Source organism: Escherichia sp. MOD1-EC4550 (assembly GCF_963876935.1).
Taxonomy (GTDB): Bacteria; Pseudomonadota; Gammaproteobacteria; order Enterobacterales; family Enterobacteriaceae; genus Escherichia; species Escherichia coli_F.
In genome coordinates this window covers 80,025-101,993 of sequence record NZ_CAWNSE010000012.1, presented here as the reverse complement: position 1 = coordinate 101,993, position 21,969 = coordinate 80,025, and the positions used below count along the sequence as shown (strand labels likewise).

The following is a 21,969-nucleotide window of genomic DNA, read 5'->3' as shown; positions in this document are numbered from 1 at the left end:
CGACCTGACCGCGCCAGACGCAGGCTGCAAGGTTTTTATGCATAGCATCATCGCTACCACTAACCAGAATGGAAGCGTCTGTAAGACGGTTGATAAATAAATTTGCTGGCAAACCCTACACGAAGTCGATGCTTCTGTCTTTAGGAGAAGCACGGAAAGTGAAAACGGTTGCAATCAGGTGCTTAATCCATGAGCCAGCGTGCTGAACGATACCGGGATTCTGTTGTCGGAATGGCTGGTTATCCATTAAAATAGATCGGATCGATATAAGCACACAAAGGGGGAAGTGCTTACTAATTATGAAACATAAACTACAAATGATGAAAATGCGTTGGTTGAGTGCTGCAGTAATGTTAACCCTGTATACATCTTCAAGCTGGGCTTTCAGTATTGATGATGTCGCAAAGCAAGCTCAATCCTTAGCCGGGAAAGGCTATGAGGCGCCTAAAAGCAACTTGCCCTCCGTTTTCCGCGACATGAAATACGCGGACTATCAGCAGATCCAGTTTAATCATGACAAAGCGTACTGGAACAATCTGAAGACCCCATTCAAACTCGAGTTCTACCATCAGGGTATGTACTTCGATACCCCGGTCAAAATAAATGAAGTGACTGCCACCGCAGTCAAACGAATCAAATACAGCCCGGATTATTTCACTTTCGGCGATGTTCAGCATGATAAAGACACGGTAAAAGACCTTGGTTTTGCCGGTTTTAAAGTGCTTTACCCGATCAACAGCAAAGATAAAAACGATGAAATCGTCAGCATGCTCGGGGCCAGCTATTTCCGCGTGATTGGCGCAGGTCAGGTTTATGGCCTTTCTGCCCGCGGCCTGGCAATTGATACCGCCTTGCCATCGGGTGAAGAATTTCCACGTTTCAAAGAGTTCTGGATCGAGCGTCCAAAACCGACTGATAAACGTTTAACCATTTATGCATTGCTTGACTCGCCGCGTGCGACAGGTGCTTACAAATTCGTGGTTATGCCAGGGCGTGACACGGTTGTGGATGTGCAGTCGAAAATCTATCTGCGCGATAAAGTCGGCAAACTGGGAGTTGCACCGTTAACCAGTATGTTCCTGTTTGGGCCGAACCAACCTTCGCCTGCAAATAACTATCGCCCGGAGTTGCACGACTCTAACGGTCTCTCTATCCATGCCGGTAATGGTGAGTGGATCTGGCGTCCGTTGAATAACCCGAAACATTTAGCGGTCAGCAGCTTCTCGATGGAAAATCCGCAAGGCTTCGGTCTGTTGCAGCGCGGTCGTGATTTCTCCCGCTTCGAAGATCTCGATGATCGTTACGACCTCCGTCCAAGCGCATGGGTGACTCCGAAAGGGGAGTGGGGCAAAGGCAGCGTTGAGCTGGTGGAAATTCCAACCAACGATGAAACCAACGATAACATCGTCGCTTACTGGACGCCGGATCAGCTGCCGGAGCCGGGTAAAGAGATGAACTTTAAATACACCATCACCTTTAGCCGTGATGAAGACAAACTGCATGCACCAGATAACGCATGGGTGCAACAAACGCGTCGTTCAACGGGGGATGTGAAGCAGTCGAACCTGATTCGCCAGCCTGACGGTACTATCGCCTTTGTGGTCGATTTTACCGGCGCAGAGATGAAAAAACTGCCAGAGGATACCCCGGTCACAGCGCAAACCAGCATTGGTGATAATGGTGAGATAGTTGAAAGCACGGTGCGCTATAACCCGGTTACCAAAGGCTGGCGTCTGGTGATGCGTGTGAAAGTGAAAGATGCCAAGAAAACCACTGAAATGCGTGCTGCGCTGGTGAATGCCGATCAGACGTTGAGTGAAACCTGGAGCTACCAGTTACCTGCCAATGAATAAGACAACTGAGTACATTGACGCAATGCCCATCGCCGCAAGCGAGAAAGCGGCATTGCCGAAGACTGATATCCGCGCCGTTCATCAGGCGCTGGATGCCGAACACCGCACCTGGGCGCGGGAGGATGACTCCCCGCAAGGCTCGGTAAAGGCGCGTCTGGAACAAGCCTGGCCAGATTCACTTGCTGATGGACAGTTAATTAAAGACGATGAAGGGCGCGATCAGCTTAAGGCGATGCCAGAAGCAAAACGCTCCTCGATGTTTCCCGACCCGTGGCGTACCAACCCGGTAGGCCGTTTCTGGGATCGCCTGCGTGGACGCGATGTAACGCCGCGCTATCTGGCTCGTTTGACCAAAGAAGAGCAGGAGAGCGAGCAAAAGTGGCGTACCGTCGGCACCATCCGCCGTTACATTCTGTTAATCCTGACGCTCGCGCAAACTGTTGTCGCGACCTGGTATATGAAGACCATTCTTCCATATCAGGGGTGGGCGCTGATTAATCCTATGGATATGGTTGGTCAGGATGTGTGGGTTTCCTTTATGCAGCTTCTGCCTTATATGCTGCAAACCGGTATCCTGATCCTCTTTGCGGTGCTGTTCTGTTGGGTGTCCGCCGGATTCTGGACGGCGTTGATGGGCTTCCTGCAACTGCTTATTGGTCGCGATAAATACAGTATATCTGCGTCGACAGTTGGCGATGAACCATTAAACCCGGAGCATCGCACGGCGTTGATCATGCCTATCTGTAACGAAGACGTGAACCGTGTTTTTGCTGGCCTGCGTGCAACGTGGGAATCAGTAAAAGCCACCGGGAATGCCAAACACTTTGATGTCTACATTTTGAGTGATAGTTACAACCCGGATATCTGCGTCGCAGAGCAAAAAGCGTGGATGGAGCTGATCGCTGAAGTCGGTGGCGAAGGTCAGATTTTCTATCGCCGCCGCCGTCGTCGCGTGAAGCGTAAAAGCGGTAATATCGATGACTTCTGCCGTCGCTGGGGCAGCCAGTACAGCTACATGGTGGTGCTGGATGCTGACTCGGTAATGACCGGTGATTGTTTGTGCGGCCTGGTGCGCCTGATGGAAGCTAACCCGAACGCCGGGATCATTCAGTCGTCGCCGAAAGCGTCCGGTATGGATACGCTGTATGCGCGCTGTCAGCAGTTCGCGACCCGCGTGTATGGGCCACTGTTTACAGCCGGTTTGCACTTCTGGCAACTTGGCGAGTCGCACTACTGGGGACATAACGCGATTATCCGCGTGAAACCGTTTATCGAGCACTGCGCACTGGCTCCGCTGCCGGGCGAAGGTTCCTTTGCCGGTTCAATTCTGTCACATGACTTCGTGGAAGCGGCGTTGATGCGCCGTGCAGGTTGGGGGGTGTGGATTGCTTACGATCTTCCGGGTTCTTATGAAGAATTGCCGCCTAACTTGCTTGATGAGCTAAAACGTGACCGCCGCTGGTGCCACGGTAACCTGATGAACTTCCGTCTGTTCCTGGTTAAGGGTATGCACCCGGTTCACCGTGCGGTATTCCTGACGGGCGTGATGTCTTATCTCTCCGCGCCGCTGTGGTTTATGTTCCTCGCGCTCTCTACTGCATTGCAGGTAGTGCATGCGTTGACCGAACCGCAATACTTCCTGCAACCACGGCAGTTATTCCCGGTGTGGCCGCAGTGGCGTCCTGAGCTGGCGATTGCACTTTTTGCTTCGACCATGGTGCTGTTGTTCCTGCCGAAGTTATTGAGCATTTTGCTTATCTGGTGCAAAGGAACGAAAGAATACGGCGGCTTCTGGCGCGTTACATTATCGTTGCTGCTGGAAGTGCTGTTTTCCGTGCTGTTGGCTCCGGTACGCATGCTGTTCCATACGGTCTTCGTCGTCAGCGCGTTCCTTGGCTGGGAAGTGGTGTGGAATTCACCGCAGCGTGATGATGACTCCACTTCCTGGGGCGAAGCGTTCAAACGCCACGGCTCACAGCTGCTGTTGGGGTTAGTGTGGGCAGTTGGTATGGCGTGGCTGGATCTGCGTTTCCTGTTCTGGCTGGCACCGATTGTCTTCTCGTTGATCCTGTCACCGTTTGTTTCGGTGATTTCCAGCCGTGCCACCGTTGGTCTGCGAACCAAACGCTGGAAACTGTTCCTGATCCCGGAAGAGTATTCACCGCCGCAGGTGCTGGTTGATACCGATCGTTTCCTTGAGATGAATCGTCAACGCTCCCTTGATGATGGTTTTATGCACGCGGTGTTTAACCCGTCATTTAACGCTCTGGCAACCGCAATGGCGACCGCGCGTCACCGCGCCAGTAAGGTGCTGGAAATCGCCCGTGATCGCCACGTTGAACAGGCGCTCAACGAGACGCCAGAGAAGCTGAATCGCGATCGTCGCCTGGTGCTGCTAAGCGATCCGGTGACGATGGCCCGTCTGCATTTCCGCGTCTGGAATTCCCCTGAGAGATATTCTTCATGGGTGAGTTATTATGAAGGGATAAAGCTGAATCCGCTGGCATTGCGTAAATCGGATGCGGCTTCGCAATAAAACGTAGTGGCCTGATGCGCTACGCTTATCAGGCCTACAACGTTCTACGATGTATTGATTTTGCAATATTTTGTAGGTCGGACAAGGCGTTCACGCTGCATCCGGCAAAAACAACGAGCCAATAAAAATACCGGCGTTATGCCGGTATTTTTTTACGGAAGGGGTATCAAATGCGTTTAATTATGGTGAGCATCATGGTGACCTTGCTGTGTGGCTGTGGCAGCATCATTAGTCGCACTATACCGGGGCAGGGGCATGGCAACCAATATTATCCCGGTGTGCAATGGGATGTGCGTGACTCCGCCTGGCGTTACGTCACGATCCTTGATCTGCCATTCTCCCTTGTTTTCGATACTTTACTGCTGCCGATCGACATTCATCATGGCCCGTATGAGTAATTAGCGTTCATCCCACTCATCAGCCGCTGCCCGTCCTTCTTCCGTATCCAGCGGTGGCTCAAGCTGAAATTCCCCCTCGTCCCATTCATGTAATGTATTCTCTTCCTGCCACTCCTGGCGGATCTCTATCTCATCATAGTCGCCGTCAAAGACACTTTGCGCGGCTTCACCGCTAAGCATGGGTAAACATTCACCTTCTTCCCCTTCGTCGGCAAAAAACTCAACTTGCCACATGATGTCGCCGTCCTGCAAAACGTATTTTTGGGCATTGAACTGTTGCACATTCGCATTTTCGGCGTCGATGCCGGGGTTGTCTGCAAGAAATTCTTCGCGTGCAGCGTCAATGGCTTCTTCAAGCGTTGCGTACATGGTCATCACGATTCTCCCTTTGAGTTGATGAGGTTTCAGGGAAAAGGATAGCTGATTCTCCGCTTTTGCAAGTATGAAAGGCGAAAAATCAGTTCGATACCTGGGGTATCCGACGACGGCGCAGACTGTTCCATGAATAGACGGCGTTGAATAACACTACGCCAGCGGTGACGAGGAATACCGCTCTGAAACCGTAGTTCGCCGAAATCGCCGCTCCCATCAATGGCCCGGTAACGTTGCCAATATCACGAAAAGATTGGTTATAGCTGAAAATACGCCCGGCGATTTGGTTGCTCGAGTTGTAAACCAACAGTGTCTGTACGGCGGGGAGTAGTGCACCATCGGCAGCACCGAGCAAAAAGCGTAAGATCCCAAGTTGTAACGGTGTCTGAACGTAAGACATTGGGATCAACAGCAGTACAGAAAAGATCAACGCTGTAATCAGGATCTTTTCGGGTCCGATTCGATCGCCAAGTTTGCCGAGTCGTGGTGCACTCAGCAGAGCAGCCACGCCAGGCACCGAGGCGATCATGCCGCTGATAAAGGCGACATTACTGACGTTACCCGCCAGTTCGCGGACATACAGCGTCAGAATAGGGGCAATTGAACCCGTCGCCACCTGGATGATTAACGTGGTGACAAACAGGCTGAGTACCAGTTTCGGGTTTTTAAGTGATGTCACCACTTCTCGCATGTGCAGCATCTCTTTTTTGCTGACCGGCTGGAATTTTTCTCTGATGCAAAACAGGGTGACGAAAAAGCAAAGTATCAGCACACTGGCGGTAATAAAGAATACCGGACGTAAGCCGTAGCTATCGGCAAGCAAACCGCCAGCCATTGGGCCGAGCAACGCACCGCTAACGCCGCCTGTGGAGAGCGTACCCAGCGCCCAGCCGCTTTTATTACGCGGTACTTGTGTGGCGATAAGAGCATTAGCGTTGGGGACAAATCCGCCAAGTAAACCAAGAAGCGCCCGCAGGATCAAAAACTGCCAGATATTTTGTGCCAGCCCCATCAACACCATCACGATGCCCATGCCGAGGGCAGAGCGTAATAGCATGAGTTTTCTGCCTTTACGGTCGGCGAGTCCACCCCAAAACGGTGAGGCGATGGCCGAAAATAAAAATGTAATGCTGAAGACAATACCGGACCACATATTCAGGGCGGAGTGGCCGGTAACGCCAAGCTGCTCAACGTAGAGGGGTAAGAAGGGCATTACCAGGCTGAAGGCGGCACCGGTAAGAAAACAGCCTAGCCAGGCGACGATCAGGTTTCGTTTCCAGTTTATAGGGGTGTCATTTTCACAGGGTGACATAGCAATCCGCTGTTGGTGCGCCAGGCGCGGTGAACATAAGAAGAAAAGATAAGCACACTAATTATGCGCCCGACTTCCAGGGGGCGCAATCCAGAGAGCTTTTATCGCTAAATCAGGAGGATTTGCTGTGGGAATGCCGGATGCCATTCTCAAGCATCCGGCTTGGGAGATTTAATAGCGTGAAGGAACGCCTTCCGGACGTGTTTTAAAGCGACGGTGTAACCACATATACTGCTCTGGTGCCATCATGATGCATTTTTCGACCACTTTGTTCATCCATGCGGCGGTGGTTTCGGCATCATCGAGCGGCGGAGAACATTCTGGTGGCAGCATAATCAACTGATACCCTTTGCCATCTGGCTTACGGCGTGGAACGAAGGGCACCAGACATGCGCCGGACATCCGTGCCAGCATCCAGGTTCCGGTCGTGGTCGCCGCCTGCTCAACGGCAAATAACGGGACAAAAACGCTTGAGCGCGGGCCGTAATCATGATCCGGTGCGTACCAAACCACTTCGCCTTTTTTCAGGGCTTTAATCATGCCTTTTAAATCTTTGCGGTCGAGCATCGATTTATTTGAGCGCAAACGGCCCCAGGTTTGTAGCCAGTCAATCAGTGGATTATCGTTCGGGCGATAAACGCCAATCCCCGGTTCCTGCATACCAAACTGCCGCGCACCCAGCTCCAGTGTAAGAAAATGGATGCCAACTAACAGGATGCCGCGTTGTTGCGCCTGCACGTCACGAATGTGTTCCATGCCGATCACTTCCGTCCAGCGGGCGATTCGGCGGTCCGGCCAGAACCACGCCATGCCGGTTTCCATCAGCCCCATACCAACAGATTCGAAATTCTTCACCACCATTTCACGGCGTTCTTGTTCGCTCATTTCCGGGAAGCACAGTTCCAGGTTGCGATGCACAATTTTTGCGCGTCGTTTCATAAAACGTAACGCCAGTTTTCCTAATCCACAACCGAGGCGGTAGATAACCGGGTAGGGCAATTGCACGACTAACCAAAGTACGCCAATACCCAACCAGGTTAACCAATAACGCGGATGAAGCAGTGCGGTGGAGAACTTGGGTAGATTCGTCATATCAATCCTGTTTTTCAACCTATTCGGGCAATTGTATGTATTGTCGCATTTTTTCGCCCGCAACCAAAATTTGTGGCTGAAGACTGGGCGAAATTACCGCGCTTGTAAATAATAAATAATTTTTAATGCGCAAATGTAGCGTAAAATGTGTGGATGTTAATTATCGATAATTGCTATATCATGCCGCGGATTTTTACTTTCCCATCTCGCAGGAACCGTACACCATGCCAGTGTTACACAACCGCATTTCCAACGACGCGCTGAAAGCCAAAATGTTGGCTGAGCGCGAACCGCGCACCACCATTTCGTTTTATAAGTATTTCCACATCGCCGATCCGAAAGCGACCCGTGACGCTTTATATCAGCTGTTTACTGCGCTGAATATTTTTGGGCGAGTGTATCTGGCGCATGAGGGGATTAACGCGCAAATCAGTGTACCTGCGAGCAATGTTGAAACATTTCGCGCACAGCTATACGGCTTCGACCCGGCTTTAGATGGCTTACGCCTGAATATCGCGTTGGATGATGACGGGAAATCCTTCTGGGTACTGCGCATGAAGGTGCGCGATCGCATCGTAGCCGACGGTATTGACGATCCTCACTTTGATGCCAGCAATGTTGGTGAGTATCTGCAAGCGGCAGAAGTGAACGCCATGCTTGACGATCCCGATGCATTGTTTATCGACATGCGTAACCACTATGAGTATGAAGTGGGGCACTTTGAAAACGCGCTGGAAATTCCGGCAGATACCTTCCGTGAGCAGCTGCCAAAAGCAGTCGAGATGATGCAGGAACATAAAGATAAAAAAATCGTTATGTACTGCACCGGCGGCATTCGTTGTGAAAAGGCCAGTGCCTGGATGAAACATAACGGATTCAATAAAGTCTGGCATATCGAAGGCGGAATTATTGAATACGCCCGTAAGGCGCGCGAGCAGGGCTTACCGGTGCGTTTTATTGGCAAAAATTTTGTGTTTGACGAGCGGATGGGCGAACGTATATCTGATGAGATTATCGCGCATTGCCACCAGTGCGGTGCGCCGTGCGACAGCCATACCAACTGTAAAAATGATGGCTGCCACCTGCTGTTTATTCAGTGTCCAGTATGTGCAGAAAAATACAAAGGTTGTTGCAGTGAGATTTGCTGCGAAGAAAGCGCGTTACCGCCAGAAGAACAGCGACGCCGTCGGGCAGGACGTGAAAATGGCAATAAGATCTTTAATAAGTCTCGTGGACGTCTGAATACAACACTGGGCATTCCTGATCCAACAGAATAAATATCATTGCCGGATGCGTGTCATCCGGCAACATTTCACGCTTACTTCTGCTGTACGCCTTCCACTGAAATAATCAGGTCCACTTCCTGAGAAGCTGGACCTAAATCTGTCTTGATATTGAAGTCTTTGAGCTTAATTTTGCCTTCGGCCTCAAAGCCTGCACGTTTACCGCCCCACGGGTCGTCGCCCTGACCAATTAATTTCGCTTCCAGCGTGACGGGTTTGGTGACCCCGTTCAGCGTCAGATCGCCGGTAATATCCAGCTCATCACCGTCTTTCTTTACGCTAGTGGAGGTGAATGTTGCCTGTGGATATTTTGCGGTATTGAGGAAATCTGCACTGCGAAGATGTTTATCGCGTTCGGCGTGATTAGTATCGACGCTGGTGGTGTTAATTGTCACATTCACTTTATCGGCAGCTGGATTTTTTTCATCAAAGGTAAAAGTACCGTCGAAATCTTTAAAGGTGCCATATAACCAGCTATAGCCAAGATGCTGGATGCGGAAGTTAACAAAGGCGTGCTGACCTTCTTTGTCAATTTTGTAATCGGCGGCAACCGCTGAACCGGCAGAGAACATCAAGGAAGCGAAGGTTAAACCAAGCAGGCTTTTTTTCATTTTTTATACTCCATAGTCAGATGACGACTTTCCCAGCATGCGCTTCAGAGTGTCGTCTTTATCGATGAAATGATGCTTCAGGGCCATAAATCCGTGCATAACGGACAGTACTACGACGCTCCACGCGAGCCAAAAATGCAGGGCACCGGCAAAGTCAGCCTGTGCGCCAGCGTCGGCGAGGGTCGCGGGGACGTCAAACCAGCCAAAAACGCTGATCGGTTTACCATCGGCAGTGGAGATCAGATAGCCGCTGATGCCGATGGCGAACAGCAATAGGTACAATGCAAGATGTCCAGCCTTTGCGCCAACACGAGTCATGGGCGAATAACTTTGCAGCGGACCCGGCGGTGGAGATATGAGGCGCCAAAGAACGCGAATAACCAGCCCCATCATTAACAAAATGCCGATGCTTTTATGCAATTCGGGGGCTTTGTGGTACCAGCCATCGTAATAGCTGAGCGTGACCATCCACAGACCTAAAGCAAACATGCCATAGACAATAATTGCGCTTAGCCAATGTAAGGCCGCAGATATAACACCATAGCGTTCAGGGGTATTTGTGAATGACATAAGTGCATCCAAAACGAATTTGCGAGAGAAAGAAAATGGCGTGTCGGAGAATGAATTGCAACACAAAAATAACAAATTGAATGATATTTATTTTTATTTCAATAATTTTGAATTAATAATGAAAGAATCTTCATAAGTTTAGTGGGTTCAGCATCTGGAAGGTCTGGTGAGTGCTGTAGAGGCAGGAAGAATCTCATTCAATTTTTCACGCTAAATGAAAGGGAGATTAAATATTTGTCAGTTTATGTCAGTGCGGAAAAACTAAAAATAAAACACGTAGATCAGGTCCATAATTGCCAACAGTCCCCAGAGAAAAAGATAAAGCATCAGATGCTCGCGAATATTATTGATGAGATAGTGCAACAGCCGACGCATTAAATACTCCTGTAAAAACGGCCTCATTCTGGAGGCCGTAATGATGATTATTGGAAGCGGGAAAGCCTGAATGGCGTCAAATCAAAATCGCTTTTTTTGTCTTGCGCAAAATCGGCAGCTATTTCCCCTAAAACTGACGCAAATTTAAAACCGTGCCCGCTCAGGCCGGTAATGAGCAGTGTATTATCGTGGCCGGGTAGAGTATCGATAATAAAATCTTCGTCAGGCGAATTATCATAGGTGCAGGCAGCGCCGTACAGGCAGCAACCGATACCCGGCAATACATTGCGCAAGAACGGGAAGGCTTCCGAGCCATCGCTGACGACTTCCGCAAACGGAACACGTTCATCCGCTGAATGGATAACCTGGCCTCCGTTATGTTTGCCAATCTTCAACGCGTCGTTTTCTGCCGGAAAACCATAATATTGATCGCCATTGGGCAGTTCACCGGTAAACGCCGGGAATTTATTCTTCACGCTATAGCGACCATCGGCCTGATACCAGGCAAATACTTTGCGTACGGGCTGGACAGGCAGTTCCGGGAGCAGATCTTTTACCCATGTTCCCGCGCAGACGATCGCTTTTTTCGCCTGATACTCACCGTCAGCGGTTTCAATAGTTACGCCATCATCGTCATGACGAATTGCGGTGACCGGGCAGTTGAACAACTGCGCACAACCCGCTTCCTTCGCCAGTTGGATCCAGGTTTTAATCGCCAGTTCGCTGCGTAAAAAGCCGGAATCAGTCTCAAATAAGCCGATGTAGTTGTCCGGGACGCGTATTTCCGGCCAGCGGGCCATAATCCCTTGCGCATCGAGCTTTTCAACGTTGAGTTGCCACTGTTCGGCGCTGTGGGCGACGTTGGCGAGAAATGTGGAATCAGCCGGGCCAAGGTTAATGACGCCAGAGCGTACAAAAATGGGATCTTCTTCGTTGTGGCGGGAGAGTTCATCCCACAGCGTTTGCGCGCGGAGGACCAGCGGGACATACTTTTCGCCTTCACCATAAGCATGGCGAATTAATCGCGTATCGCCGTGGTGGCTGCCGTGTTGATGCGGTGGCATATGGGCGTCGGTCATTAGCACGTTTAAACCGGCACGGGTTGCATAATACCCGGCGGCAGCGCCTACGGAACCGCTGCCAATAATGATGAGATCGTATTTCATTTTTTTCTCTCTGCTCTCATGGTTTAAGCAGAGTAATTAACTGAATGCAGATATACAACCCAGAAATGGTAAAGGCACCAGTGAGGTGCCTTTTGGGTGGATGGTCATGTCATGTTAATGACGCCGATACTCGTTTACCGGGAAATCACCGGATTCAATTTTGGCGATTCCTGCTTCTAATATCGAAATAAATTGTCTGGCAACATCAGTGGTTAACCAGAGCGTCTGACCAACTTCAGTCCCTTCCTGCTCGGACTTATTTGGGGTCTGGTAATGCAAACGCAACATCAGCGCATCATAGCTATCAACGGTGCTGATATCCCACCCTACGAGCGGATGAGTCTGAATGACTTCATTATTTTTTTCCATCATGGCCCCCTAATTCGTGTTACTAGACAACGTTATTCGAGGTTCAATGCGTTTTTATCTGAAGCAACTTCAGTATACCAATAAGTAAGGGTATTCACCGAATTTTTAAAGGGGGGAACAGATAAATTTTTGCTTTTAAGATTTATATGAACAATAAAACAGCATGTCATTCATATTTTTTTAGCATATTGTGCAATTATTTTGAGGAAGTGTAGAAATTTTGTACTCGAAATTCGTAAGTAAAATAAAAAAGCCGGGGCGACCCGGCAAAAAAAAATCACTGCATATTATTCGCTGACAAACCAGTCATCGGCGCTTTCCCACGTTTCCTGGAGAATTTCGCTAATGCGCTGTTTATCTTCTTTTGTCGCGCCAATAACCGATAAATTATTCGCTGCGGCATAACGTACCGATACGTGGCCTTCATTATCAGGAAACGCATACTGAATACGGCGGGAAAGTTCGCCAGCCAGGGCGTCAATAGCCCCAGCTGGCAATGGAGAAGTTTTCGCTATGGTGACTTCAATTCGCATAATAGCCCCTGTTGAATATACTGGTTATTTATACAGTTAAAATAACCTAATGACAACAGGAAGCTACGATTTTTATTGTTTAACGGACCAGCGTACCGTTTCCCCGGCGAGGAATGGCACCAGTGTGTCATCAGTCAATGCGATGCTTTCAGCAACCTGCTGTTCTTCGCGTACCAGTTCGATGAATGTGTCGTTGACCGGCAAACCATAGAACTGCGGTCCGTTTACAGAACAGAATGCTTCAAAGTGCTGTAGAGCATTCATCTCTTCAAAGACGGTAGCGTAACTGCCCAGCGCAGTAGGCGCGTTGAAGCAGCCCGCACAGCCGCAACTGCTTTCTTTGCGATGACGTGCATGCGGCGCAGAATCCGTACCGAGGAATACGCGATTAAAACCGCTGGCGACCAGTTCACGTAATGCCTGTTGGTGAATATTGCGTTTGAGGATGGGCAGACAGTACAGGTGCGGATGCACGCCACCAACCAGCATATGGTTACGGTTAAACATCAGATGCTGGGGAGTGACGGTGGCCGCCAGACGTTCATTTCCGTCACGGACATAGTCGGCAGCATCTTTGGTGGTGATGTGCTCAAAAACGACTTTCAGCGCAGTCAGGCGCTGGCGCAGCGGTTCCATCACGCTTTCAATAAAGCGTGCTTCACGATCAAAAATGTCGATATCTGCATGTGTCACTTCACCATGCACCAGTAGCGGCATACCGATTTTTTCCATGCGCTCAAGTACCGGCATGATTGCATCAACCGACGTCACGCCGTGGCTGGAGTTAGTGGTTGCGTTTGCGGGGTAAAGTTTTGCAGCGGTGAACACGCCTTCGTTAAATCCACGTTCCAGCTCATTAGGGTCCAGCGAATCTGTTAAATAACAGGTCATCAGCGGGGTGAAATCGTGCCCGGCAGGTACGGCGTCGAGAATACGCTGGCGATATGCCACGGCAGCCTCAACGGTTGTCACGGGCGGAGCCAGATTGGGCATTACGATAGCCCGTCCATATATTTCGCTGGTATAAGGCACGACAGTTTTTAACATGTCGCCATCGCGGAGGTGAAGGTGCCAGTCGTCTGGGCGGCGGATCTTTAATACCTGGGATGGTGCAGTCATTAATCTCTATGCTCCGGCTGAAGGGATGTTTTTGCCGGACACAAAGGATAAGCGGAAACGTTTTCCTTTGCACGAAAAATAAAGGGCGCAAATGCGCCCTCGTGATTAATCAGTAAACGGAATGACAATTTCACCAGGCTTCACTTCAATACCTTTCGCCAGTTTCTTCGCCATTGCTTCGCCCTTACTGCCATCTTCGCGCAGGACATAAGCAGGTTGCTGGTTAAAGTAATTGCGTAATGCCTGGTTCAAATAGGGAAGCAACGTTTGCATCACCGTTTGCATTTTTTCCGGTTGTACCGTCGCATCGACTACTTCCATCTCTTTCAGGAAGATCGCGCCTTTTTCTTTATCAAACACAGGCAGCGCTTTCAGCTTCAGTTTCATGGTCGCTTTCTGGCTACCGAACAGGGAGTTCATGTCCAGATTGGCGTCTCCGGTTAGGGTAACCTTATTCGGCTCTTCGCGACCAATTTGGCTGGTCAGGTTTGTCAGAACAATATGGGCGTCAGCCACGCCGGGTAAACCGATATCTTTTGAGAAATTATTATGTTTCGCAAGCGACTGGTTAATTTCTTGTTCGGTGATGGTGTATTGGGTGAGTTGATTACAGCCAACGAGCAGGCCACTGACGAACAATACAGCGGCAAATAAAAACTTGTTCATGGTAGTCCTCGACATGAAATCTGCGTCAATATCCTGACACAACGCAGCATGTGTCACCAGCGATAAACTCGCCAGCAGAAAAAACTGAAAACGGCGGCAACCCGCGAATACAGGCTGCCGCGGCGGGTCAGGATTAAATCGCCATTGATGATAACAAATTGATTTGTGTCTGTTTCGCCATATTATCGCGGTAATCAGCAACGCGGCTTGGCCAGTTGATTCCGGCTACTAGCGTCAGATTACGCAGGAGCGGAAATAGCTGAATATCGTCTTCCGAAAGTTCTCCATTCACGGCGTTCGGTTTGACGATAAGTTTGTCCAGCGCACGTAAATCATCGCTGATATTCTTAATCAGACCGTCAGAGTGGGCCAGCAGGTCGGCAAAATTACCCGCGCTGGCTTCTTTCTTGTCGACAAAATATTTGCGCGCGGCGGGAGTAGAAAACTCATCAAATGCCGATTTGGCAAAACGCGGTAACAGCAGTTTGTTGGCGTAGCCGTTGACCTTGCGCAGCCATTCTTCAATGGCAGGTGAACGTTTGCCGGTCAGTAACGGTTTGCCGTCGAGTTTATCGACATAGTGAACGATGTCCATGCTTTCTGGCATATAGCGGCTGTCATCTTTTTGCAGAATGGGAACCTGTTTTTGACCGACCATCCGGGTGGGTGTTTCTGCGTCGTCATTGAGCAGAACATGTAATTCGACGGGGATATTTTTCAGGCCGAAAATCATGCGGGCTTTGAGGCAGTAAGGGCAGTGATCGTAAATGTATAGCTTCACGTGACTCCTCCATTTGGCTGTCAGTTCACTTTCAGTATGGAGGAGTCAGGGGGGAGTATCAAATCAGGCGTCGCGTTCCAGCAAACGACGCGCGGTGCGTTTCTGGCTAAACTGCCAACCCAGCGCAAGGAAAGTGAAGATGCCAATAATTCCCAGCATCATCCACGGAAGCTCTGGTTGGTGCGCTGATTTACCCAAGTCAAATAGCCAGCCACCACCGATATAACCAATCGCGCCGCCAATCGCCAGACCCAGACGGCTAAACCCCATATAGCTGCCGCGTGCTCTTGCATCTGCCAGCGAAGCACTTAAGGTTTCGCGCGCAGGCTCAGCAATGATCGACCCGATATAAAACAGACAAATCAGAGTGAAAAGTTGTTGTAGCCCGCTGACCATACCCACTGGCATCATGCTTAATGACATTATTAATAGCCCAGCCATCAATCGGTGTTCCAGACGAAAATGTTTTTCACTCCAGCGGGCGATAGGGTAGAGCAACGTTAACGACAGACACGCCTCAATGGCATACATCCATTTAACGGCAGACGGCGCGCCCGCGACGTCGTTGACCATGATCGGCAGCATCAGCATCACTTGTACAGCCAGCATGTAGTAACCCGCCAGCGTCAGTACATAGGTGACAAAACGCTTGTCGCGCATCACGCGGGTCATGCCTTCGCGAACGGGCGTGCGTACGGTGGAGAGTTTCCATGCCGGTAACAACCAGGCATTAAACGCAGCACACAGCACAAACAAAACGGCTCCTGTGGCACAGACCAGGCGAAAGTCGTATTGCAACAGCCAGCTTCCCAACAATGCGCCAATGACAGCACCAGCGCTGTCTTGCATCATTAATAGTGAGAAAAAACGGCCACGCTGCTGCGGGCGGATTAGTTTCACCACCAGCGCCGAACGCGGAGGATCAAACAACGTGCCGCCGAGTCCCGAAAGCAGGCATGAAAACCACAGTAGCCACGGTTCGTGGGCGATACCCATTGTGGCGAATCCGGCGGCACGCATCAGCATACCGGTGACAATCATCGGTTTGGCACCAAAGCGGTCGGCAATTGCGCCGCCGAAAATCCCCAGACCTTGCTGAATAAACTGGCGTAGGCCGAGGGCAATACCGACCATGACGGCGGCCCAGCCCATTTGATCAACGAAGCGGATAGAGATCAGCGGGAAGACAACAAAGAACCCCAGCACGACCAGCATATTATCGATGAGCAGGAAATATTTACCCAGGTTCCTCGCCTGCGACACGCGGGACATTTCCCCTCCCGGGAAATAAAAGATGAGCACTTTCTATTCTGCATTGCCGCTAAGACTTTTCCCATCACTTCGGGGACAATATTTTTTTATCAAAACGTCGCTTTGATAGAGAGTTTTTATCAAATATGTGAATAATGCAGAAAATGGCATTCTGGACTTTTCACAGGGTCTGGTTGCGCAGGTATAGTAATACTTACAGCGTATTAAAGACGTTACGGGAAGGAGTAGGTATAGAATGTTTGGCTATCGCAGTAACGTGCCAAAAGTGCGCTTAACCACTGACCGACTGGTCGTGCGTCTGGTGCATGATCGTGATGCCTGGCGTCTTGCGGATTATTACGCAGAGAATCGCCATTTCCTCAAGCCCTGGGAGCCAGTGCGCGACGAAAGCCACTGTTATCCATCAGGCTGGCAGGCCAGGCTAGGGATGATTAACGAATTTCATAAACAAGGTTCAGCTTTCTACTTTGGCTTATTCGACCCGGACGAAAAAGAGATTATTGGCGTTGCCAATTTTTCCAATGTTGTTCGCGGCTCTTTTCATGCCTGCTATCTCGGTTATTCGATTGGGCAAAAATGGCAGGGCAAAGGACTCATGTTTGAAGCCCTGACCGCAGCCATTCGTTATATGCAGCGCACCCAACATATTCATCGCATTATGGCCAACTATATGCCGCACAATAAACGCAGCGGTGATTTACTGGCGCGATTGGGTTTTGAAAAAGAAGGCTATGCGAAAAACTATCTGTTGATTGATGGACAATGGCGCGATCATGTTCTGACGGCATTAACCACCCCAGACTGGACGCCTGGCCGCTAAGGAGAATCTGATGAAATATCAACTTACTGCTCTGGAAGCCCGCGTGATTGGCTGCTTGCTGGAAAAACAGGTGACTACGCCGGAGCAATACCCGCTATCAGTAAATGGTGTAGTAACGGCCTGTAATCAGAAAACGAACCGTGAACCGGTCATGAATCTGAGTGAATCTGAAGTGCAGGAACAGCTGGATAATCTGGTCAAACGTCATTATCTACGCACGGTGAGCGGTTTTGGTAATCGGGTCACCAAATATGAGCAACGTTTTTGTAATTCAGAATTTGGCGATCTGAAACTGAGCGCCGCAGAAGTGGCGTTAATCACCACGTTGTTATTGCGTGGTGCCCAGACGCCGGGTGAACTGCGTAGCCGCGCCGCGCGAATGTATGAATTCAGCGATATGGCGGAAGTGGAGTCGACGCTGGAACAACTGGCGAATCGCGAAGATGGTCCTTTTGTGGTGCGTCTGGCCCGCGTACCGGGTAAACGCGAAAGCCGCTACATGCATCTTTTCAGTGGTGAGGTTGAAGATCAGCCGGCGGTAACGGATACGTCGAACGTGGGTAACGGTGATTTACAGGCCCGCGTCGAAACCCTGGAAATTGAAGTGGCAGAACTGAAACAGCGTCTTGATTCGTTGCTTGCCCATCTGGGAGATTAAAGTGAAAAAATTACGTATCGGCGTAGTGGGGTTAGGCGGCATCGCGCAAAAGGCGTGGTTACCGGTGCTGGCGGCAGCGTCTGACTGGACGTTACAAGGTGCGTGGTCGCCTACGCGCGCGAAAGCCTTGCCAATTTGTGACAGCTGGCGCATTCCTTATGCCGATTCGTTATCCAGCCTTGCTGCCAGTTGCGATGCAGTTTTTGTGCATTCCAGCACCGCCAGCCACTTTGACGTGGTCAGTACGTTACTCAATGCGGGGGTACATGTCTGTGTCGATAAACCGCTGGCAGAAAATCTGCGCGATGCTGAACGGCTGGTGGAACTGGCGGCGCGGAAAAAACTGACGTTGATGGTCGGTTTTAACCGTCGTTTCGCACCACTCTACGTTGAGTTAAAAACACAACTCTCCACCGCCGCCTCGCTAAGAATGGATAAACATCGTAGCAATAGTGTCGGGCCACACGATCTTTATTTCACGTTGCTGGATGATTATCTGCATGTGGTGGATACCGCGCTGTGGTTGTCGAGCGGCAAAGCCTCTCTGGATGGCGGTATGCTACTGACTAACGACGTGGGCGAAATGCTGTTTGCCGAGCACCATTTTTCGGCCGGTCCTTTGCAGATTACCACCTGTATGCATCGCCGTGCCGGAAGTCAGCGTGAAGCCGTGCAGGCCGTGACTGACGGTGCGCTCATCGACATTATAGATATACGCGAATGGTGTGAGGAGCGCGGGCAGGGCGTGGTGCATAAACCTATTCCAGGTTGGCAGAGTACTCTTGAGCAACGTGGATTTGTCGGCTGTGCGCGGCACTTCATTGAATGCGTGCAAAATCAGACAGTTCCGCAAACCGCCGGCGAACAGGCCGTGCTGGCGCAACGTATCGTTGACAAGATCTGGCGCGATGCGATGAGTGAATAAACCCTGTAACATCTGGCGGTAGCAATTCACCATAATCCAGGTAGACTATTCGCCTCTTTCAGCGCCTGCCTTGCAGGCGTTTTGCCCGTGGGTCTGGATTAGAACACCGATGAATTTATTAAAATCGCTGGCCGCCGTAAGCTCGATGACCATGTTTTCGCGTGTGCTTGGCTTCGCACGTGACGCAATTGTCGCCAGAATCTTTGGCGCAGGGATGGCAACAGACGCCTTTTTCGTCGCATTTAAACTTCCTAACTTGTTGCGCCGTATCTTTGCCGAAGGGGCATTTTCCCAGGCATTTGTACCGATTCTGGCGGAATATAAAAGCAAGCAGGGTGAAGACGCCACGCGGGTCTTTGTCTCGTATGTTTCTGGCCTGCTGACACTCGCGCTGGCGGTTGTGACGGTCGCCGGGATGCTCGCCGCGCCGTGGGTGATCATGGTGACCGCGCCGGGTTTTGCTGACACGGCCGACAAATTTGCCCTGACTACCCAGTTATTACAGATTACCTTTCCTTATATCTTGCTGATTTCCCTGGCGTCGCTGGTGGGTGCGATTCTGAATACCTGGAACCGCTTCTCGATTCCGGCATTTGCTCCAACGCTGCTTAACATCAGCATGATTGGCTTCGCGCTGTTTGCCGCACCGTACTTTAATCCTCCGGTGCTGGCGCTGGCATGGGCTGTTACGGTCGGCGGCATCCTACAGCTGGTGTATCAGCTACCGCATTTGAAGAAGATCGGCATGCTGGTTTTGCCACGCATTAACTTCCACGATGCCGGGGCAATGCGCGTGGTGAAACAGATGGGACCAGCGATCCTTGGCGTCTCTGTGAGCCAGATCTCCTTAATCATCAACACCATTTTTGCCTCGTTTCTTGCTTCCGGTTCGGTGTCGTGGATGTATTACGCCGACCGCCTAATGGAGTTTCCGTCCGGTGTACTGGGCGTGGCGCTTGGCACCATTTTGCTGCCGTCGCTGTCGAAAAGTTTTGCCAGTGGCAATCATGATGAATACAACCGTTTGATGGACTGGGGGCTGCGTCTTTGTTTCCTGTTGGCGCTGCCGAGTGCGGTTGCGTTGGGCATTCTTTCAGGTCCGTTAACCGTTTCGCTGTTCCAGTACGGTAAATTTACCGCCTTTGATGCGCTGATGACCCAGCGGGCGTTAATTGCCTACTCGGTGGGTTTGATTGGCCTGATTGTCGTGAAAGTGTTGGCTCCTGGCTTTTATTCCCGCCAGGACATTAAAACGCCAGTGAAAATTGCCATCGTTACGCTGATTTTAACGCAATTGATGAACCTGGCGTTTATCGGCCCGTTGAAACATGCCGGGCTGTCCCTTTCTATTGGTCTGGCGGCGTGTCTGAATGCTTCTCTGCTTTACTGGCAGTTGCGTAAGCAGAAAATCTTTACCCCGCAACCCGGCTGGATGCCGTTTCTGTTGCGTCTGGTGGTGGCGGTACTGGTGATGTCTGGCGTGCTTTTAGGTATGTTACATATTATGCCTGAGTGGTCACTGGGTACTATGCCCTGGCGTTTACTGCGTTTAATGGCGGTCGTGCTGGCGGGAATTGCCGCGTACTTCGCTGCACTGGCGGTGTTGGGCTTCAAAGTTAAAGAGTTTGCCCGTCGGACGGTATAACAATGCATTCCGGCCTGCACTGCAGGCCGGAGATAATCTTTAGATCGAAATCTTTTTACTGCCGCGATGGGGTATTGATGTCTGACCGTTCGCCCCGTACAGCGTCGGTTCCTGATGCGGTTTTAACATTTCCAGCGCCTGTTGATTGCGCTCAATCTGTCCTTCCAGTAACCAGCCATTATGTTGATTCATTTGACGTAGTTGCTGAGTTTGCACCGTAATTTCCTGCCAACGTTGACTAATATCAACGCTATTTTCTGCATTGGGTTCTTTTCTGCGTAACTGTTCGAGGTAATCCAACGTCGCCAGCAGTGAGCTTTTTTGTTCTGTAATCCATTGCAACTGGCTGCCGTTGATCTGCCCCATTGAGAGATGTTGCTGCTCTTGATCCATTACCGTTTTGAGATCGTTAAGCACTGCGGACATCTGGTCGAGGATCTCTGCAAGACGCGTCATACGATCAGTTACTCTGCAAGTCTTGCTGCGCTTCGTTGATTAGCGCATCGGCAATTTTGCCAGTGTCCATTTTTAGTTCACCGTTACGAATCGCCAGTTTTAACGCTTCGACACGTTCAAGATTGATATCACTGCTGCCGGGTTGCATTAGTTTTGCTTGCGCGTCGCTTAACGTCACACTGGTGCTGGTGGCGGCGGTTGTTTTTGCCGCCCGGGTATTCGTTACCGGCGCGTCAGTGGTTTCACGCGGTTGAACGGTGCTTACGGGCTTCAGAGGTGAAGTGCGGTCAATACTCATGGTTTATTCCTCATTGAGGGCGCTTTTATCATGTGTTGCTTATTTATCGGCATGGGTCGGGTAATCTTTAACAGGTTACAGGTTTATAAGAATATTCCCATCTGCATCTACAACGCCACTGATCACTTGCCCCGATACCATCCGCACCCGTGCATTCTGTGCGACGGCAGCATTGTTCAACGCCTGACCTTCAGCGTTGGCGCTAAATCCATCACCGTTGGCGATCACGTTGACGCGTTGTCCCGCTTTTACACGCCAGGCCTGGCGCAACTGGGTTAATTGGATAGGCTGTTCGGGTGATAGATCGCGCAGGCTAACGGCATCAATAAGTTGATTGATATCCAACACAGTACGCGGCGGCAAGGTGTCCAGTCGTCCGCGTTTCAGTTTTACATTGCCAGCTTCCAGCTTTCCTCCCCGCACAATGGGCATCGCGGCAACCACATAATTTCCTGTGGCCTGTACATTGACTTGCAAATATCGTTTGTCGTTACCGCAGCGTGCCAGCACATTCACATTTCCCCACAGGCGGGAATTATTGCTTATCGAAAACAGTGGTTGCTCGCACGGCGGAAGTAGATGGGGCGATGTACGAATAGAAACACGAACCTCATCACTTACTCCCGCGAGCTGGGCGCTAAAAAAGGTTTGTAACTGCGATGTGAGATTGCTCGCCGCACTTAACGGACTGAACAGTATCGCAATGATCGCCACGCTACGTTTTATTGTCAGCATTTTCGCTCCCAGCCATTTCTACAACGTGAATTGTACCTGTACGCAATGACCATCAACGGCATAAATAGCGACCCATTTTGCGTTTATTCCGCCGATAACGCGCGCGTAAAAGCATTTAAGCTGA

General features: G+C 50.5%; 24 protein-coding genes. 8 read left to right on the top strand and 16 right to left on the bottom strand.

The features are described 5' to 3' along the window. Positions 1-317: 317 nt before the first annotated feature. The 3 genes from mdoG (at position 318) to AACU19_RS07825 (ending at position 4,787) form a co-directional block, all read left to right on the top strand. Positions 318-1,853, top strand: coding sequence for a glucans biosynthesis protein MdoG (gene mdoG / locus AACU19_RS07835; protein ID WP_001300662.1), 1,536 nt, complete (start codon positions 318-320; stop codon positions 1,851-1,853). Continuing rightward, positions 1,846-4,389: a glucans biosynthesis glucosyltransferase MdoH gene (mdoH, locus tag AACU19_RS07830; protein ID WP_071830455.1), complete on the top strand. Its 2,544-nt coding sequence runs from the start codon at positions 1,846-1,848 to the stop codon at positions 4,387-4,389. The genes mdoG and mdoH overlap by 8 nt, the downstream gene beginning before the upstream one ends. A gap of 170 nt (positions 4,390-4,559) precedes the next feature. After that, a complete protein-coding gene (locus AACU19_RS07825) occupies positions 4,560-4,787 on the top strand; it encodes a YceK/YidQ family lipoprotein (RefSeq protein ID WP_032183917.1) in 228 nt (75 codons plus the stop codon). Here the strand turns inward: AACU19_RS07825 and AACU19_RS07820 are convergent, their stop codons facing one another. From AACU19_RS07820 to lpxL, 3 genes are all read right to left on the bottom strand, one after another. Next, positions 4,788-5,162 (bottom strand): MysB family protein, encoded by a 375-nt coding sequence (locus AACU19_RS07820; protein ID WP_000180063.1) that lies wholly within the window; start codon positions 5,160-5,162, stop codon positions 4,788-4,790. It abuts the gene before it with no gap. An 82-nt stretch (positions 5,163-5,244) separates the two neighbouring features. Then, the gene (gene mdtG / locus AACU19_RS07815; RefSeq protein ID WP_000074172.1) at positions 5,245-6,471 is read right to left on the bottom strand and encodes a multidrug efflux MFS transporter MdtG; all 1,227 of its coding nucleotides are present in this window, start codon (positions 6,469-6,471) and stop codon (positions 5,245-5,247) included. A 171-nt stretch (positions 6,472-6,642) separates the two neighbouring features. Then, complete coding sequence (gene lpxL, locus AACU19_RS07810; RefSeq protein ID WP_001353291.1) at positions 6,643-7,563, bottom strand: kdo(2)-lipid IV(A) lauroyltransferase; 921 nt, start codon at positions 7,561-7,563, stop codon at positions 6,643-6,645. A 224-nt stretch (positions 7,564-7,787) separates the two neighbouring features. Between lpxL and trhO the strand changes: the two genes are divergently transcribed. Further along, the gene (gene trhO / locus AACU19_RS07805) at positions 7,788-8,840 is read left to right on the top strand and encodes an oxygen-dependent tRNA uridine(34) hydroxylase TrhO (RefSeq protein ID WP_001353290.1); all 1,053 of its coding nucleotides are present in this window, start codon (positions 7,788-7,790) and stop codon (positions 8,838-8,840) included. A gap of 41 nt (positions 8,841-8,881) precedes the next feature. Here the strand turns inward: trhO and AACU19_RS07800 are convergent, their stop codons facing one another. From AACU19_RS07800 to mdtH, 10 genes are all read right to left on the bottom strand, one after another. Beyond that, positions 8,882-9,457, bottom strand: a complete 576-nt coding sequence (locus tag AACU19_RS07800; RefSeq protein WP_000749261.1) for a YceI family protein — start codon at positions 9,455-9,457, stop codon at positions 8,882-8,884. Positions 9,458-9,460: 3 nt separating this feature from the next. Beyond that, complete coding sequence (locus tag AACU19_RS07795) at positions 9,461-10,027, bottom strand: cytochrome b (RefSeq protein WP_105278054.1); 567 nt, start codon at positions 10,025-10,027, stop codon at positions 9,461-9,463. Between the two features lie 261 nt (positions 10,028-10,288). Beyond that, entirely contained in the window at positions 10,289-10,402 is a 114-nt protein-coding gene (locus AACU19_RS07790; protein ID WP_001253418.1) for a YceO family protein, read from the bottom strand. Positions 10,403-10,449: 47 nt separating this feature from the next. Further along, entirely contained in the window at positions 10,450-11,568 is a 1,119-nt protein-coding gene (gene solA / locus AACU19_RS07785) for an N-methyl-L-tryptophan oxidase (protein ID WP_000872836.1), read from the bottom strand. Between the two features lie 114 nt (positions 11,569-11,682). Then, positions 11,683-11,937, bottom strand: a complete 255-nt coding sequence (bssS, locus tag AACU19_RS07780) for a biofilm formation regulator BssS (protein WP_000414437.1) — start codon at positions 11,935-11,937, stop codon at positions 11,683-11,685. 287 nt (positions 11,938-12,224) lie between these two features. Then, positions 12,225-12,470 (bottom strand): DNA damage-inducible protein I, encoded by a 246-nt coding sequence (gene dinI / locus AACU19_RS07775; protein WP_001217754.1) that lies wholly within the window; start codon positions 12,468-12,470, stop codon positions 12,225-12,227. A gap of 72 nt (positions 12,471-12,542) precedes the next feature. Further along, positions 12,543-13,589: a dihydroorotase gene (gene pyrC, locus AACU19_RS07770; protein ID WP_105278053.1), complete on the bottom strand. Its 1,047-nt coding sequence runs from the start codon at positions 13,587-13,589 to the stop codon at positions 12,543-12,545. Between the two features lie 105 nt (positions 13,590-13,694). After that, on the bottom strand, positions 13,695-14,255 hold the full coding sequence (locus AACU19_RS07765; RefSeq protein WP_001353288.1) for a lipoprotein: 561 nt from the start codon (positions 14,253-14,255) through the stop codon (positions 13,695-13,697). A gap of 133 nt (positions 14,256-14,388) precedes the next feature. Next, positions 14,389-15,036 carry a glutaredoxin 2 gene (gene grxB, locus AACU19_RS07760; RefSeq protein ID WP_000780912.1) on the bottom strand — a complete coding sequence of 216 codons (648 nt, stop codon included), beginning with the start codon at positions 15,034-15,036 and terminating at the stop codon, positions 14,389-14,391. Positions 15,037-15,099: 63 nt separating this feature from the next. Continuing rightward, on the bottom strand, positions 15,100-16,308 hold the full coding sequence (gene mdtH / locus AACU19_RS07755) for a multidrug efflux MFS transporter MdtH (RefSeq protein WP_000092207.1): 1,209 nt from the start codon (positions 16,306-16,308) through the stop codon (positions 15,100-15,102). A 235-nt stretch (positions 16,309-16,543) separates the two neighbouring features. Here mdtH and rimJ point away from each other — a divergent pair, with 235 nt between their 5' ends. The 4 genes from rimJ (at position 16,544) to murJ (ending at position 20,356) form a co-directional block, all read left to right on the top strand. Then, positions 16,544-17,128, top strand: coding sequence for a ribosomal protein S5-alanine N-acetyltransferase (gene rimJ, locus AACU19_RS07750; RefSeq protein WP_000468190.1), 585 nt, complete (start codon positions 16,544-16,546; stop codon positions 17,126-17,128). A gap of 10 nt (positions 17,129-17,138) precedes the next feature. After that, a complete protein-coding gene (locus AACU19_RS07745) occupies positions 17,139-17,786 on the top strand; it encodes a YceH family protein (protein WP_105278052.1) in 648 nt (215 codons plus the stop codon). A gap of 1 nt (position 17,787) precedes the next feature. Continuing rightward, on the top strand, positions 17,788-18,711 hold the full coding sequence (locus AACU19_RS07740; protein ID WP_105278051.1) for a Gfo/Idh/MocA family protein: 924 nt from the start codon (positions 17,788-17,790) through the stop codon (positions 18,709-18,711). A 109-nt stretch (positions 18,712-18,820) separates the two neighbouring features. Then, positions 18,821-20,356, top strand: coding sequence for a murein biosynthesis integral membrane protein MurJ (gene murJ, locus AACU19_RS07735; protein WP_001050688.1), 1,536 nt, complete (start codon positions 18,821-18,823; stop codon positions 20,354-20,356). 39 nt (positions 20,357-20,395) lie between these two features. Here the strand turns inward: murJ and flgN are convergent, their stop codons facing one another. The 3 genes from flgN to flgA all read right to left on the bottom strand — a co-directional run bounded on the left by flgN (position 20,396) and on the right by flgA (position 21,845). Next, on the bottom strand, positions 20,396-20,812 hold the full coding sequence (gene flgN, locus AACU19_RS07730; protein WP_000197347.1) for a flagella biosynthesis chaperone FlgN: 417 nt from the start codon (positions 20,810-20,812) through the stop codon (positions 20,396-20,398). 4 nt (positions 20,813-20,816) lie between these two features. Then, positions 20,817-21,110 (bottom strand): flagellar biosynthesis anti-sigma factor FlgM, encoded by a 294-nt coding sequence (gene flgM / locus AACU19_RS07725; protein WP_000020882.1) that lies wholly within the window; start codon positions 21,108-21,110, stop codon positions 20,817-20,819. Positions 21,111-21,185: 75 nt separating this feature from the next. Then, positions 21,186-21,845, bottom strand: coding sequence for a flagellar basal body P-ring formation chaperone FlgA (flgA, locus tag AACU19_RS07720; RefSeq protein ID WP_105278050.1), 660 nt, complete (start codon positions 21,843-21,845; stop codon positions 21,186-21,188). Positions 21,846-21,969 lie beyond the last annotated feature (124 nt).

Excerpts from the sequence above, each read along its gene's own strand:
- AACU19_RS07825 (WP_032183917.1), top strand. The coding sequence starts at position 4,560 with ATGCGTTTAATTATGGTGAGCATCATGGTGACCTTGCTGTGTGGCTGT.
- mdtH (WP_000092207.1), bottom strand. The coding sequence starts at position 16,308 with ATGTCCCGCGTGTCGCAGGCGAGGAACCTGGGTAAATATTTCCTGCTC.
- flgM (WP_000020882.1), bottom strand. The coding sequence starts at position 21,110 with ATGAGTATTGACCGCACTTCACCTCTGAAGCCCGTAAGCACCGTTCAA.
- mdtG (WP_000074172.1), bottom strand. The coding sequence starts at position 6,471 with ATGTCACCCTGTGAAAATGACACCCCTATAAACTGGAAACGAAACCTG.
- AACU19_RS07790 (WP_001253418.1), bottom strand. The coding sequence starts at position 10,402 with ATGCGTCGGCTGTTGCACTATCTCATCAATAATATTCGCGAGCATCTG.
- rimJ (WP_000468190.1), top strand. The coding sequence starts at position 16,544 with ATGTTTGGCTATCGCAGTAACGTGCCAAAAGTGCGCTTAACCACTGAC.
- AACU19_RS07800 (WP_000749261.1), bottom strand. The coding sequence starts at position 9,457 with ATGAAAAAAAGCCTGCTTGGTTTAACCTTCGCTTCCTTGATGTTCTCT.
- solA (WP_000872836.1), bottom strand. The coding sequence starts at position 11,568 with ATGAAATACGATCTCATCATTATTGGCAGCGGTTCCGTAGGCGCTGCC.
- mdoG (WP_001300662.1), top strand. The coding sequence starts at position 318 with ATGATGAAAATGCGTTGGTTGAGTGCTGCAGTAATGTTAACCCTGTAT.
- lpxL (WP_001353291.1), bottom strand. The coding sequence starts at position 7,563 with ATGACGAATCTACCCAAGTTCTCCACCGCACTGCTTCATCCGCGTTAT.
- pyrC (WP_105278053.1), bottom strand. The coding sequence starts at position 13,589 with ATGACTGCACCATCCCAGGTATTAAAGATCCGCCGCCCAGACGACTGG.
- AACU19_RS07820 (WP_000180063.1), bottom strand. The coding sequence starts at position 5,162 with ATGACCATGTACGCAACGCTTGAAGAAGCCATTGACGCTGCACGCGAA.
- bssS (WP_000414437.1), bottom strand. The coding sequence starts at position 11,937 with ATGGAAAAAAATAATGAAGTCATTCAGACTCATCCGCTCGTAGGGTGG.
- flgN (WP_000197347.1), bottom strand. The coding sequence starts at position 20,812 with ATGACGCGTCTTGCAGAGATCCTCGACCAGATGTCCGCAGTGCTTAAC.
- AACU19_RS07765 (WP_001353288.1), bottom strand. The coding sequence starts at position 14,255 with ATGAACAAGTTTTTATTTGCCGCTGTATTGTTCGTCAGTGGCCTGCTC.
- murJ (WP_001050688.1), top strand. The coding sequence starts at position 18,821 with ATGAATTTATTAAAATCGCTGGCCGCCGTAAGCTCGATGACCATGTTT.
- AACU19_RS07745 (WP_105278052.1), top strand. The coding sequence starts at position 17,139 with ATGAAATATCAACTTACTGCTCTGGAAGCCCGCGTGATTGGCTGCTTG.
- trhO (WP_001353290.1), top strand. The coding sequence starts at position 7,788 with ATGCCAGTGTTACACAACCGCATTTCCAACGACGCGCTGAAAGCCAAA.
- AACU19_RS07795 (WP_105278054.1), bottom strand. The coding sequence starts at position 10,027 with ATGTCATTCACAAATACCCCTGAACGCTATGGTGTTATATCTGCGGCC.
- dinI (WP_001217754.1), bottom strand. The coding sequence starts at position 12,470 with ATGCGAATTGAAGTCACCATAGCGAAAACTTCTCCATTGCCAGCTGGG.
- flgA (WP_105278050.1), bottom strand. The coding sequence starts at position 21,845 with ATGCTGACAATAAAACGTAGCGTGGCGATCATTGCGATACTGTTCAGT.
- mdoH (WP_071830455.1), top strand. The coding sequence starts at position 1,846 with ATGAATAAGACAACTGAGTACATTGACGCAATGCCCATCGCCGCAAGC.